Source organism: Paenibacillus sp. (assembly GCF_048976745.1).
Taxonomy (GTDB): Bacteria; Bacillota; Bacilli; order Paenibacillales; family Paenibacillaceae; genus Paenibacillus.
Genome location: NZ_JBHGUU010000008.1, coordinates 23564 through 35955, shown reverse-complemented (window position 1 = coordinate 35955; position 12392 = coordinate 23564). Strand labels below are relative to the sequence as shown.

General features: G+C 47.6%; 12 protein-coding genes. 9 read left to right on the top strand and 3 right to left on the bottom strand.

Annotated features, from left to right (window positions below; translation table 11 throughout):
* Window positions 1–33 precede the first annotated feature (33 nt).
* On the top strand, window positions 34–705 hold the full coding sequence (locus ACE3K2_RS14930; protein WP_421891627.1) for a potassium channel family protein: 672 nt from the start codon (window positions 34–36) through the stop codon (window positions 703–705).
* Between the two features lie 59 nt (window positions 706–764).
* Here the strand turns inward: ACE3K2_RS14930 and ACE3K2_RS14925 are convergent, their stop codons facing one another.
* Window positions 765–1688 carry a LysR family transcriptional regulator gene (locus tag ACE3K2_RS14925; protein ID WP_091037825.1) on the bottom strand — a complete coding sequence of 308 codons (924 nt, stop codon included), beginning with the start codon at window positions 1686–1688 and terminating at the stop codon, window positions 765–767.
* 295 nt (window positions 1689–1983) lie between these two features.
* Here ACE3K2_RS14925 and ACE3K2_RS14920 point away from each other — a divergent pair, with 295 nt between their 5' ends.
* The 6 genes from ACE3K2_RS14920 to ACE3K2_RS14895 all read left to right on the top strand — a co-directional run bounded on the left by ACE3K2_RS14920 (window position 1984) and on the right by ACE3K2_RS14895 (window position 8420).
* On the top strand, window positions 1984–2652 hold the full coding sequence (locus ACE3K2_RS14920) for a succinate dehydrogenase cytochrome b558 subunit (RefSeq protein ID WP_421891623.1): 669 nt from the start codon (window positions 1984–1986) through the stop codon (window positions 2650–2652).
* Window positions 2653–2695: 43 nt separating this feature from the next.
* Window positions 2696–4438 (top strand): succinate dehydrogenase flavoprotein subunit, encoded by a 1743-nt coding sequence (sdhA, locus tag ACE3K2_RS14915; protein WP_253440597.1) that lies wholly within the window; start codon window positions 2696–2698, stop codon window positions 4436–4438.
* A gap of 478 nt (window positions 4439–4916) precedes the next feature.
* Complete coding sequence (gene sdhB / locus ACE3K2_RS14910) at window positions 4917–5681, top strand: succinate dehydrogenase iron-sulfur subunit (protein ID WP_036605794.1); 765 nt, start codon at window positions 4917–4919, stop codon at window positions 5679–5681.
* Window positions 5682–5856: 175 nt separating this feature from the next.
* Complete coding sequence (locus tag ACE3K2_RS14905) at window positions 5857–6831, top strand: metallophosphoesterase (protein ID WP_421891619.1); 975 nt, start codon at window positions 5857–5859, stop codon at window positions 6829–6831.
* A gap of 58 nt (window positions 6832–6889) precedes the next feature.
* Window positions 6890–7621 (top strand): metallophosphoesterase family protein, encoded by a 732-nt coding sequence (locus ACE3K2_RS14900; protein WP_421891616.1) that lies wholly within the window; start codon window positions 6890–6892, stop codon window positions 7619–7621.
* Window positions 7622–7787: 166 nt separating this feature from the next.
* On the top strand, window positions 7788–8420 hold the full coding sequence (locus ACE3K2_RS14895; protein WP_421891613.1) for a GNAT family N-acetyltransferase: 633 nt from the start codon (window positions 7788–7790) through the stop codon (window positions 8418–8420).
* 463 nt (window positions 8421–8883) lie between these two features.
* Here the strand turns inward: ACE3K2_RS14895 and ACE3K2_RS14890 are convergent, their stop codons facing one another.
* Both ACE3K2_RS14890 and ACE3K2_RS14885 read right to left on the bottom strand, forming a co-directional pair.
* On the bottom strand, window positions 8884–9693 hold the full coding sequence (locus ACE3K2_RS14890) for a histidinol-phosphatase (protein ID WP_421891610.1): 810 nt from the start codon (window positions 9691–9693) through the stop codon (window positions 8884–8886).
* A gap of 30 nt (window positions 9694–9723) precedes the next feature.
* Window positions 9724–10626: a LysR family transcriptional regulator gene (locus ACE3K2_RS14885; RefSeq protein WP_036605798.1), complete on the bottom strand. Its 903-nt coding sequence runs from the start codon at window positions 10624–10626 to the stop codon at window positions 9724–9726.
* A 456-nt stretch (window positions 10627–11082) separates the two neighbouring features.
* Between ACE3K2_RS14885 and ACE3K2_RS14880 the strand changes: the two genes are divergently transcribed.
* Window positions 11083–11541 (top strand): chemotaxis protein CheX, encoded by a 459-nt coding sequence (locus tag ACE3K2_RS14880; RefSeq protein ID WP_036605799.1) that lies wholly within the window; start codon window positions 11083–11085, stop codon window positions 11539–11541.
* A gap of 56 nt (window positions 11542–11597) precedes the next feature.
* Window positions 11598–12371 carry an SDR family NAD(P)-dependent oxidoreductase gene (locus ACE3K2_RS14875; protein WP_421891606.1) on the top strand — a complete coding sequence of 258 codons (774 nt, stop codon included), beginning with the start codon at window positions 11598–11600 and terminating at the stop codon, window positions 12369–12371.
* Window positions 12372–12392 lie beyond the last annotated feature (21 nt).

The window sequence follows — 12392 nt, the reverse complement described above, 5'->3', positions numbered from 1 at the left end:
AAATTGATTTGGATAAGGGGTTCGTGAAGAACAATGAAAACACAGCAGTTTGCGGTGATTGGACTTGGGCGGTTTGGCTCCAGTCTGGCACAGGAATTAATGGAACTCGGCTACGAGGTGCTTGGGATTGATATAAATGAGGAAGTCGTCGAAGACATGAGTGAATTGGTCACCCATGCCGTTGTAGCCGATGCCACAGATGAGGAAGTGCTGCGGTCTCTGGGTATTCGCAATTTTGATTGTGGGATCGTAGCCATCGGGGATGATATCCAGACGAGCATTCTCACCGCGATTCTGTTAAAAGAGCTGGGTGTTAAGACGGTCGTGGCCAAGGCCATATCCGTTCTTCATGGACGAGCACTGGATAAACTGGGGATTGATCGGGTTGTTTATCCTGAGCGGGATATGGGCATTCGGGTTGCCCACCAATTGGTTACCCCGAACTTGCTGGATTACATTGAACTATCCAATGATTACAGTATTGTTGAGATGAAGGTTCCCGCCTGTCTGCACAACAAAACACTTTCGACCCTGAATGCACGTGTACGCTTTGGTTGCAGCATTGTGGCGTTACAAAAAGAAGCCGGGGTCATTATTGCTCCGACAGCACTGGACTCGCTTCAGATGGGGGATATCATGGTCATTATTGGTAATAATGCAGATATCGACCGGTTTGAAGAAGAGGTTATCAGCCAGGAGAGCTGATCATTATCATCAGTTAAAATGGAAGCCAGGCGTTGAAGCCTGGCTGTTTCAGATCAAAGCTAAGGCGTCGTAGTCCTCCGTGAGGGCAATGGCGCCTTAGCTGTAAATAGTGCAGCCGTCTCCTTGACCCATTGTCTGGAGGTCTCGCTGAGGTCCTCCTTTTCCCCATAGATCATGCAGGTTGTTCTTCGGGTCTGCTGTAATTGAGGCAAATGAACAGAGACCAGATCATTGTCCGCGAGCAATTGTGGACGAAGATAGGACTTGGGCAATAGAGCAGCGGCTTTGGCGGAAGGCAGAAGTCGGATGATCGCTTCAAAGGAATCAATCTCCATGCGAATATCCGGCATCACGGCACAGCGCTGGAAGAGGTCGTCCGTTAATTTGCGGTACCAGGTGCCTTTGGAGAATGTGATCATTGGCAGATCCTGCAAATGCTCCATCCCGGCTTCCTTGCCGGACAAGGGGTGTGTGAGCGGCACAACCAGTTCCAGGTGATCGTCAAAGAGCGGCACACAGTTAAGCCCCACTTCGCTGATGGAGGAAGCGACAATGCCCACATCTGCTTTTTTGTCACGCACAAACGAGACAATCTCATGTGTTTTTCCCGTCAACAGTTTCAGTTCGGCATTTGGATGTTTCTCCATAAAGGCATTAACGAGCGGTGGCAACGTGGTTTGAAGTGTCGTTAGACTGGCTCCGAGTGTAATGGTACTCTGTTCTTCGTCTTTATACTGGGCGAGCATGGTGAGGAATTTCTGCTGCTGCTGCTTCTGTTCTACCGCGAAGGTATAGGCGAACTGGCCCACACTGGTTAACTCCAGCCGTTTGCCACGGCGGTGGAACAGGGCAACCCCAAGTTCATCTTCCAATTTGGCTATTTTGCGTGAGAGTGCGGGTTGGGACAAGTTCAGTAACTTGGATGCACGGTTCAGGCTGGACTGCTCCACGACCGCTGCAAATGCATTTAACTCTTCAAACATGAACAATAACCTCTTTTCCATGAATGTGATTCTTGCCCTTGCTTAATCGTTTTCCATGTTGTATAGCCTGTAAACCCAATGTTTCACTGCTTATACCTATAGGTTATAACATTTAATAATTATATTGCAATTCCCTTATAAGAAAAAAAGGAGTAACATGGTTCGTGACACAAGTTGTTCACACCTGGGGAAAACGGAACAATTTGTCGAACCTTTTCATGGAAAAGGATTCGTGTCATGATAAGTAAAATTATTTATGAAAACGTTGTATTTAGCGAAAGGGGATCGACATTTTATGAAAGGGTTTTACTCCAGAAAGCTGCACTCCTTGCTTGGCGTCATTCCGCTCAGTTTGTTTTTTGTTGAGCATTTGGTGACGAACTTCTCGGCAGTTGAAGGCGGCAAAGAGGCTTTTGACGGTGCTGTTGCGTTCTTGAACAGTCTGCCACTGGTTATTGTTTTGGAAACACTCCTCATCTGGTTACCGTTGTTCTACCACGGTGTATATGGTCTGTATATTGCTTATCAGGCCAAGCCTAACGTGGGCCGTTATGGCAATGAGCGCAACTGGCGTTACACGTTGCAGCGGGTCAGTGGTGTCATTACGTTTGTATTCGTTATCTGGCATGTATGGGAGACGCGGGTGCAGGTTGCGCTGGGTACAGTCACCCACGAACAGCTGGGCGGTGTTATTCACGATATCGTGATGAACCCGGTAACATTTATTCTATATCTGATCAGTGTAGTTGCGGCATCCTATCACTTTGCCAACGGTCTGTGGTCGTTTCTTGTTAGCTGGGGAATTACCGTGGGTCCGCGTGCGCAGCGTGTGTCCTCTTATGTATGCATGAGTTTGTTTGGTATTATCTCCATTATGTTTATTGCTTCGTTGTTCGCTTTCCGGAGCCTGGACTTCCAAGCAGTAACTTCGATGGTTGATGTAGTAAAAACAGTTCTAATCTAAGCATTTAGTATTTAAATGCTGACTTATAAGGGAGTGAACAGCAATGGCATCAACGAATGTAATTATTGTGGGCGGCGGTCTCGCAGGCTTGATGGCGGCGATCAAATCGGCTGAAGCCGGAGTCCATGTTCATTTATTTTCACTGGTTCCTGTTAAACGATCCCACTCTGTATGCGCACAAGGCGGCATTAACGGAGCGGTGAATACCAAGGGTGAGGGTGACTCCCCATGGGTACACTTTGACGATACGGTATACGGCGGTGACTTCCTCGCGAACCAACCTCCTGTTAAAGCGATGTGCGAAGCAGCACCTGGCATCATTCACCTGATGGACCGTATGGGCGTCATGTTCAACCGGACACCGGAAGGTTTGCTTGATTTCCGTCGTTTCGGGGGAACGAAGCATCACCGTACGGCGTTTGCCGGAGCAACAACAGGCCAACAACTGCTTTATGCATTAGACGAGCAGGTACGTCGCTGGGAAGCAGCAGGCCTGGTTACGAAATATGAGAACTGGGAGTTCCTGCAGGCTGTTTTGGATGATGAAGGCGTATGTCGCGGGATCGTAGCTCAGGATCTGAAAACGATGAAGGTACAGACCTTCCCGGCAGAAGCGGTTATTTTGGCGAGTGGTGGTCCGGGGATCATCTTCGGTAAAACGACCAACTCGGTCATTAACACAGGTACAGCGGCTAGTGCGGTGTATCAGCAAGGTGTAAATTACGCCAACGGGGAGTTCATTCAGATTCACCCGACAGCGATTCCAGGGGATGACAAGCTGCGTCTCATGTCCGAATCCGCGCGTGGTGAAGGTGGACGGATCTGGACGTACAAAGACGGCAAGCCTTGGTACTTCCTCGAAGAAAAATATCCTTCCTACGGAAACCTGGTTCCCCGTGATATTGCAACACGTGAGATCTTCAGCGTCTGCGTGGATATGGGTCTTGGTGTGAACGGCGAGAACATGGTTTATCTCGACTTGTCTCATAAAGATCCGAAGGAACTGGATGTTAAACTGGGTGGTATCATTGAGATCTATGAGAAATTCATGGGCGATGATCCGCGCAAAATTCCGATGAAAATCTTCCCGGCAGTCCATTATTCCATGGGCGGCATGTGGGTAGATTACAATCAAATGACTAACATTCCGGGGCTGTTCGCAGCTGGTGAATGTGAATATCAATACCATGGTGCGAACCGTCTGGGTGCCAACTCATTGGTATCCGCGATCTATGGTGGTATGGTGGCTGGACCAAAAGCGGCTGAATATATCAAAGGACTCAAAAAGTCGTCCGCAGATATTCCTTCTTCCGTATTTGAGAAACATACCAAACAACAAAGCGACAAATACGAAGGCATCATGAAAATGCAGGGTACAGAAAATGCCTATGTGATTCATAAAGAGCTTGGCGAGTGGATGACAGCCAACATGACGGTTGTACGTTACAACGACAAGCTTGAAGCCACGATTGGCAAGATCAAGGAATTGAAAGAGCGTTATGGCAAAATCAACATGTATGACAGCTCTGGCTGGAACAATCCGGGTGCAGCGTTCACTCGCCAACTGTGGAACATGATTGAACTGGCAGAAGCAATGACTCTCGGCGCTCTGCTCCGTAACGAAAGCCGCGGCGCACATTACAAACCGGAATTCACGGAACGTAATGACGAAGAGTTCCTGAAAACGACCATCGCAAGCTGGTCGAAGGAAGGTCCGAAAATCTCGTACGAGCCAGTAGACGTATCCCTGATCCCACCACGTATCCGGGATTACTCCAAGGATTAAGAAGTATCACACGATTCATGCAATGAATAGTTAAACACCTGAACGAAGAAGGCAGGAAAACTTTGGAGAAGCAGAGCTTCTTCAAAGTTACTGCCATCAACGTGATGTAGTGAAGGTTCTCAGCAAAGGTACCCTGTGTGCACAACGCAGCAGATAAAACGAAAAGCCTGTTCACAAGCAAGCAACATATTTGCGAGGCTTGAAATTCTAAAAATTACGGCAATCCAGCATGAATGGAGTGCAGTTTCCAGCAAAGTTACCTTGCGTGCACGACGTAGCGGAGGAAGCGGAAATGCCCAGAAGAAGCGAAGCGCTCGCCTTTATCACCGGATTTTAACCCTGGAAGGGTTGATCAAAAAAATCCGGGGATAACAGCGATCAGAGGGGCATTCCGCTGACGAAGCGTCTCCCGTGCACCAAACCAGTAACTTTGCGCACCAGCAATACAATCATCGTCACCAGAGGAGGGGACAACGATATGGCGGAACAAGCTACAGCCAACAAAACCGTCAAGTTTATCATCACCCGTCAGGATAGCCCGGAGTCATCTTCGTATAACGAAGAATTTGAGCTTCCGTACCGTCCCAACATGAATGTGATCAGCGCCCTGATGGAGATTCAGCGGAACCCGGTCAATACAGATGGCAAATCCATTGCTCCTGTTTGTTGGGATTCCAACTGTCTAGAAGAAGTCTGTGGTGCCTGCTCTATGGTCATCAACGGCAAGCCACGTCAAGCATGTGCAGCCCTGATCGACAAGCTCGAACAGCCCGTTCGTATCGAACCGATGAAGACATTCCCGGTGGTTCGTGACCTGGTCATCGACCGTAGCCGGATGTTTAGCGCCCTGAAACGTGTAAAAGCATGGATTCCGATCGATGGTACCTATGACCTCGGTCCAGGTCCACGGATGCCTGAGAAGAAGCGTCAGTGGGCATATGAGCTGTCCAAATGCATGACATGTGGTGTATGTCTTGAGGCATGCCCGAACGTCAATGAGAAAACAGATTTTATCGGTCCAGCAGCACTGTCTCAAGTGCGTCTGTTCAATGCTCACCCAACAGGGGAGATGAATGCTGACGATCGTCTGGAAGCGTTGATGGAAGACGGAGGCATTGAGGGCTGTGGTAACTCACAGAACTGCGTGCAATCCTGTCCAAAGGGCATTCCGTTGACAACCTCCATTGCCGAAATGAACAAACAAACAACCAAGCATATGTTCAAACGCTGGTTGGGTGTATAATCTCGTCATAACATGTGCAGAGGTGTAATCTGCAACTTAGAAGAAGTCGTGATCCAGGGCAGTAACATGCCGGAGATCCCGGCTTCTTTTTGTAATGAAGCAGAGGAACCGGGCTACCCATGCAGAATATGATATACTAAGGGGATGGATATGGAGCGTAGAAGGAGGGGGAGATATGGCAGAGACACCGCGTCAGGGTAGCAACAACTCGCCGTCCCAGCGCTCGTACAAGGCACCAGGTTCAGAAGAGTCTGTGTTTCCTGGGGAGGAAAAGGATCATGACCCCTCTCGCCGAAGTTTCTTATTGCGTATGATTTTGATGACGGCGGGTGCAAGCTTGCTCACCGGAGGGTATGCCTGGCTTTGGGAGCCGCGTCGTTTGGAAATCAAGCAAGTGGAGCTGAACCTTCCGAAGTTTCCAAAGGCATTTGACGGTTTGCGTGTAGTTCAGTTCAGTGATGCCCATCTTGGTTTTCATACCGGGTTAAAAGAGATGAAAAAGCTGGCCGCAACGATTGAGGAGCAGCAACCGGACTTGATTTGTTTTACCGGAGACATGGTTGAGAGGGAAGCAGAGCCGATGCGTGAATGTATTCCGGTACTTGCCTCCATGCAAGCGAAGTATGGCAAATTTGCGGTTTTGGGGAATCATGATTATCGGGGCGGACAGCAGAATGAAGTGGCAACCATGTTCCGTGAAGCCGGATTCACTTTGTTACGGAACGAACATGTAGTGATTGAACAAGCGGGCGAACGTCTGGCCATAGCTGGTCTGGATGACGCACTTACAGGCAGACCTGATCCTGCCCAAGCCATTAAGGAACTGGATCAAGATGTGTGGAAATTATTGCTTATGCATGAACCGGATTATGCCGACATTGCTACGCCCTATGGTTTCGGTTTGCAGCTTTCCGGTCATAGCCATGGAGGACAGGTACGATTTCCCTGGGTCGGAGCACTGACAACTCCGCGAGGTTCACACAAGTATGTTCAGGGATTGTATTACACGGATGTCCAGGGGGTATATTACACCACCCAGACACAGATGCCCGTGTATGTGAATCGTGGTTTTGGCATGACGCAACTACCCATTCGTTTTCTGTGCAGACCAGAACTAACGGTTTTTGAGCTTAAAGGACTAACCACATAAAAGGAATATGAGATGCATGTAAAACATATAGGATACAACATGAATGGAGGTTGTCCAGATGGAACGAATTGCGATTGTATCCGACATTCATGGCAACATGACTGCCTGGGAAGCAGTGCTGGAAGATATTCGAAGTCGTGGCGTGGAGCGAATCTTTTGTCTTGGTGACCTCGTTGGCAAGGGGCCAGAACCGGTACAGGTTGTGGATCAGGTGAGAGCCACGTGCGAACTTGTCATCCGGGGGAACTGGGATGAACTGGTTGCGGTTAACCAGGATAACGAGAACTTTACGTGGCAAGCAGAACGGCTGGGTGAGGAACGATTGGTATACTTGGCGAACCTGCCTTTCAGTCATCAATTTCAACTGAGCGGTCGCACCATCCGTCTGGTTCATGCTTCACCTCAAAGTGTATACCATCGTGTACAGCCGTGGGACGAGATGGAAAAGAGGTTGGCGATGTTTGATCCTCCGGCTGATGAGCCTGAGCAAGGTGTTGCAGATGTTGTAGGTTACGGGGATGTGCATAACGCATACTTGCAGTATATGAATGGCAAGTTGCTGTTTAATGCAGGCAGTGTCGGTAATCCACTTGATCTTCCCCAGGCTTCCTACTGTATTCTGGAGGGTGAAGACAGCAACGATACCAATACTCCGTTTAATGTTCAATTTGTGCGGGTGCCTTATGATATTGAGCGAGAAGTACAGATTGCACAGTTCGCGAATGTTCCTGCATTGGATTTCTATATCCGTGAGATTCGTACGGGCATCTACCGCGGGTTGCAGGAGTAGTCAGCATCTGGCTCTTTAGTATTAGGAATTAAATGATGCATTAGGTTAATACTACAATGCTAATACTAAAGTTCGTGGATCAGTTGAAATGATATTACGCCGGATCACCTTCAGAGCATGCTTGTCTTACCGGACTCAAGCCCGTTAGGCAAAAGGAGCGATTGTCATGCTTACCCGAAAAATGCTGGTTCAAGGTCTGCCGGCTTTGTGGACAGAGCGTCTTGTCCTGCGATCATTACGTCAAAGTGACTACAGCACATTATCGGAACTCTTTTCCGATCCTCAAGTCATACGATATGTGAATAGGGGAAGCCAGCCCACGCCGATCAGGGCGAGACGGTTATTGAACCAGATACGGAGCAGCAGCGCCAAGCTGGATTCGTTACATTATGGGATCTGCTGGAGAGGCAAGGACCAGGTCATTGGGATCACCTCGTTCCAGCACTGGAATGATCAGAATGGTACCGCACAGATTGGTTATATCCTGAACAGGTCCTGTTGGGGCATGGGTGTGGCTACCGAGGCGGTACAGCGGCTGCTGCGGTTTGGATTTGATGATCTTCATCTGTGGAGGGTAGAGGCACGTTGTTATGAGGCCAATGTTTCTTCACAACGGGTGTTAAGCAAAATAGGGATGTCCTACGAGCGGAGTCTTCCCTCGTTCGGACTGCATGATGAGGATGACGAGGGATCAGAATCCCTGATGGATGTTAAAGTGTATAGCATGTATCGGGAACAATACGTACGCCCGCTTCAGGAGAAAGACTTGCAAACACTGGTATCTGACAAGCCGCAATAACATAGAGTAAGAGTAGTAAAACGCGAATGAATCGAACTTCAATCATTTGTTACACAATTGAAATATAGCTGCAATTGAACTCTAACAGACAGGGGGTAAACTTATCTCATGACCCCCTTTTTGATAATAGATAATGCTGTTGGGACCCGCGCGAGCGGGTTCATTTTTTTTGAATTTTTTACACAGTCACTCCGATGACAGAATAACCTTCCGATCGCTGTTATCCCCAGATTTTTTGATTCCCTTTTGAAAAGGGAAAATCCGGGGATAAAGGCGCAGCATATGCTTCCGATGCAGCTTTCTTTCAGAAAGCTTTTAGCTTCGCTTCTTCAAGTTATTTCTGTCCTCTCCGTTATCGTGTAAATGTTCAGTTTAACTTATATAATATTTTTAATTTAAAATTAAACCTAAGCCCCCACAACGTGAACAAGCGCGCTGTGGGGGCTTTGTGTTTTGCTCTATTTTACAGTGATACAATCTGCATCTGTTTCTGTTTGAAATACACCCAGTCGGTGAATCCAATCTCCAGCAGACGTGTACGAACGTCATCCAGTTCATCTGCAACCCGCTGAGGTTTATGAGCGTCCGATCCAAATGTCACCTTCACCCCATAATGATGGGCGCGTTCCAGAATGGCATCCGAGGGATACCAGCCACCGCTGAGTTTGGTTTTGCCAGATGTGTTAATTTCGATCGCTACGTTGGATTCTGCAATGACCTGTAACGTTTCATCAATGGCCTGATCAGCGATAATTTCGGAGAACGGGGGATAATTTCCTTTCATCGCATCAATGTGTCCAAGGATCTGGAACATCCCGCTGCGAGCCGATTGCCGGATCAATGAATAATAGCTTTCTTTCACTTCTACTTTGCGAGCATCGCTCAGTCCGTTCCACCGGGTTTTGTTGAAGATGCTTACATCCTCGGTATGATGAACGGAACCGATAATATAGTCAAAAGGATACTGTCCCAGTGTGGTTCGGTACAATTCTGCATGAGCAGGGAAGTAGTCAGATTCTATGCCAAGCAGCACATCGATTTTACCAGCATACTCTTCTTTCAGAGCAAGGACCTCTTCCACATAATGCTGCAATTCAGACTTGCCCATTGCGATCCGTGGAAATGCCTGCTCAAGTTCACTGCCAAAGTATGGTGTATGATCCGAGATGCCGATGGCCTGAAGCCCTGCCTTCATACCTGCCTCTATATATTCGCGGATGTTGCCGTCTGCGTGTCCACAACGAAAATGATGTGTATGAAGATCAAATTTCATATGGAATCCTTCCTTTCTCATGGCTCATTATCATTCTGAACTGATGAATTGGGTTTCCGGCATGCCTTTGAGGTCACTTATGAATTGTTGCATTGCTGAGTTGAGGTACCGACTGGACTTATAGATGACACCCACAGGGTGACTGACCTCCAGCTCACTTAAAGGTATCATTCGCAATGTGCCTTGACGCAACTCATGCGCAACAGATTGTTTGGAGATGACAGCTGCCCCGAGATCAATCTCGACCATCCGTTTCACTTCTTCGCTGCTCGACAACTCCATTACAATATTAGGCTCAATATTATGTTTCTTAAAGATGGTTTCCGTAAACCGTCGCCCTACGGTATCAGGGGACAGCAGAATCAATGGTGTGCTCCGGAGCACATCCACTGCAGCATGTTTTTTCTTCGCCAGCGGATGGGAAGGAGATACCACGAGTTCAAATGTGTCATAGTACAGCACCGATGTATTCAGGTTGGGATTACGCTCTGTGAGATAACCGATACCAATGTCAACCAGACCATTTTCGACCTGGGTATAGATCTGTGATGAAGGAAGGGATTGGATACTGGTTTTGATCAGCGGGAATTGATCCTGGAAATAGGATAACACCCTGGGCAAGATCTGAATAGCAATGGAAGTTGTTGTGCCTAACACGATACGTCCCTGAGGCGTTTCATCGAGATCGGACAATTTTTGCTTCAACTCATCAACGATGTCGAGCATCCGTTCGGCGTGCTCCAGAAATACCTGTCCACGGTCTGTAAGGGTAACGGGTTGGTTACGATCCACAAGAACGGTGCTGAATTCGTCCTCCAGACTTTTGATCTGGGCCGAGACGGCAGGCTGAGTCAAGTTCAGAAGTTCACCCGCTTTGCGGAAGCTCATCGTTTTGGAAATGGTAATTAGTGTCTCCAGTTGGCTTATGTTCATAGGTGACCTCCTTGCAGGAAAAGTATCTTCGATATGTAGATGTGGTGCGATGAAATCCCGTAACTGGTTATTGTTCCGTTATCTTAAATTATAGGTGATTCAGGACAGCAGAGCAATGAAGGGAATTGTCAGGAGCAAAAGTAGTTCAAGAGACTGTGAAAAAAACGCGAATGAAAGAATTTGATTTTTTTTACAGTTGTGAGAAAGCAGTAATAAAGTCCTAAATGCCTTTTGCCACGCACAATGTTCGAAATTCGTTCTTCAAAAGAAGTGAAAAGCTCTGTTTATTCGCTAGAATCAGCTATAAACATTTGCCCCACGGATGACGATAAATTATAGTACACATGATTTAACGAATTCTTAATGAATTCTTGTACGTGATAAAGTATAATAAATTTAATGAATATGGGACTTTTGGTGTGTGACCAATAACCCAGTGTGAGGGGGACATAGACAGTGAAAGCGGAAGTGATTAATCCTTTCCTGGAATCGGCACGGAACGTATTTGAACAGCTCATCCAGGTTTCGCCTTCCACCGGGAGTCTTGGCGTGAAAAATGTAGAGTACATTGCAGACCATGTCTGGATCGTGATCGGAATGACCGGACAACTTAGCGGAAACATTGTATTTGGAATCAATGAACAAGTTGCATTGAAAATTGTATCTGCGATGATGGGCGGTTTTGTCATTACAGAAATGGATGAAATGAGCAAAAGTGCGATTTCGGAACTGGGTAATATGATCAGTGGTAATGCCAGCACCATCCTGTCGAACCAGGGTGTTGTGGTCGATATTACACCTCCACAAGTGATGAAGTCCGAACATCTGACTACATTTAGTGCAACGAAAGCACTGAGCATTCCTTTACTGATGGACGGCATTGGTGAGATGGATATTCAGGTCATGATCTCGTAGAATAGAGCCATACGCCTCAAGAGGCAATATGTGTTCAATACGGGAGGACATCGGGTATGCTGAAAGATCAGGTAGTGTTTATTACAGGGGCATCAAGTGGTATCGGTGCGCTGTGTGCGCAGATGCTGATAGAAGAAGGAGCCATCCCGATTCTGGCTGCCCGTTCGCGGGACAAGCTGGAAGAGATTGGTGCCTCGCTGAAAGGGCCGCATGAATTACTCACGCTCGATGTTACGGATAGTGAGCAGGTTCAGGCAGCTGTGGAGGCGATATTGCATAAATACGGACGAATTGACATTTTGCTGAACAACGCAGGTTACGGGAAATTCGCAGCGATGACAGAGATGTCTGTACAGGAATTTGATGAGATGATGGACGTGAATTACATGGGCATTGTCCGCTGCACCAAAGCAGTGCTTCCACAAATGCTGGAACGGGGCAAAGGTCAGATTGTGAACGTGGCCTCCATGGCTGGCAAAATCGGTACAGCCAAATCCGCTTCCTATACAGCTACGAAACATGCTGTACTTGGATTTAGTAATGCGCTGCGTCAAGAGCTTCGCAAGACTGGTGTTATGGTGACAACGATTAATCCAGGTCCGATTGACACACCATTTTTCCATCGGGCTGACCCATCTGGGAATTATGTGAATAATGTACGTTGGATGATGTTGAAACCGGAAGACGTTGCGGGTCATATGATTCGGGCGATGAAAAAGCGCAAGGAAGAAGTGAATCTGCCAAGACTTGCTTCTGCTGGCATATGGCTATACCAGCTATTTCCTCGTCTTGCAGATCGATTGTCGCACGGTATAATGAATCAGAAGTAAATGTGATACGAGGCATCATAT

What these genes read in the sequence shown, in the direction of transcription:
- ACE3K2_RS14930 (WP_421891627.1), top strand. Translation starts at nt 34, where the DNA reads ATGAAAACACAGCAGTTTGCGGTGATTGGACTTGGGCGGTTTGGCTCC.
- ACE3K2_RS14925 (WP_091037825.1), bottom strand. Translation starts at nt 1,688, where the DNA reads ATGTTTGAAGAGTTAAATGCATTTGCAGCGGTCGTGGAGCAGTCCAGC.
- ACE3K2_RS14920 (WP_421891623.1), top strand. Translation starts at nt 1,984, where the DNA reads ATGAAAGGGTTTTACTCCAGAAAGCTGCACTCCTTGCTTGGCGTCATT.
- sdhA (WP_253440597.1), top strand. Translation starts at nt 2,696, where the DNA reads ATGGCATCAACGAATGTAATTATTGTGGGCGGCGGTCTCGCAGGCTTG.
- sdhB (WP_036605794.1), top strand. Translation starts at nt 4,917, where the DNA reads ATGGCGGAACAAGCTACAGCCAACAAAACCGTCAAGTTTATCATCACC.
- ACE3K2_RS14905 (WP_421891619.1), top strand. Translation starts at nt 5,857, where the DNA reads ATGGCAGAGACACCGCGTCAGGGTAGCAACAACTCGCCGTCCCAGCGC.
- ACE3K2_RS14900 (WP_421891616.1), top strand. Translation starts at nt 6,890, where the DNA reads ATGGAACGAATTGCGATTGTATCCGACATTCATGGCAACATGACTGCC.
- ACE3K2_RS14895 (WP_421891613.1), top strand. Translation starts at nt 7,788, where the DNA reads ATGCTTACCCGAAAAATGCTGGTTCAAGGTCTGCCGGCTTTGTGGACA.
- ACE3K2_RS14890 (WP_421891610.1), bottom strand. Translation starts at nt 9,693, where the DNA reads ATGAAATTTGATCTTCATACACATCATTTTCGTTGTGGACACGCAGAC.
- ACE3K2_RS14885 (WP_036605798.1), bottom strand. Translation starts at nt 10,626, where the DNA reads ATGAACATAAGCCAACTGGAGACACTAATTACCATTTCCAAAACGATG.
- ACE3K2_RS14875 (WP_421891606.1), top strand. Translation starts at nt 11,598, where the DNA reads ATGCTGAAAGATCAGGTAGTGTTTATTACAGGGGCATCAAGTGGTATC.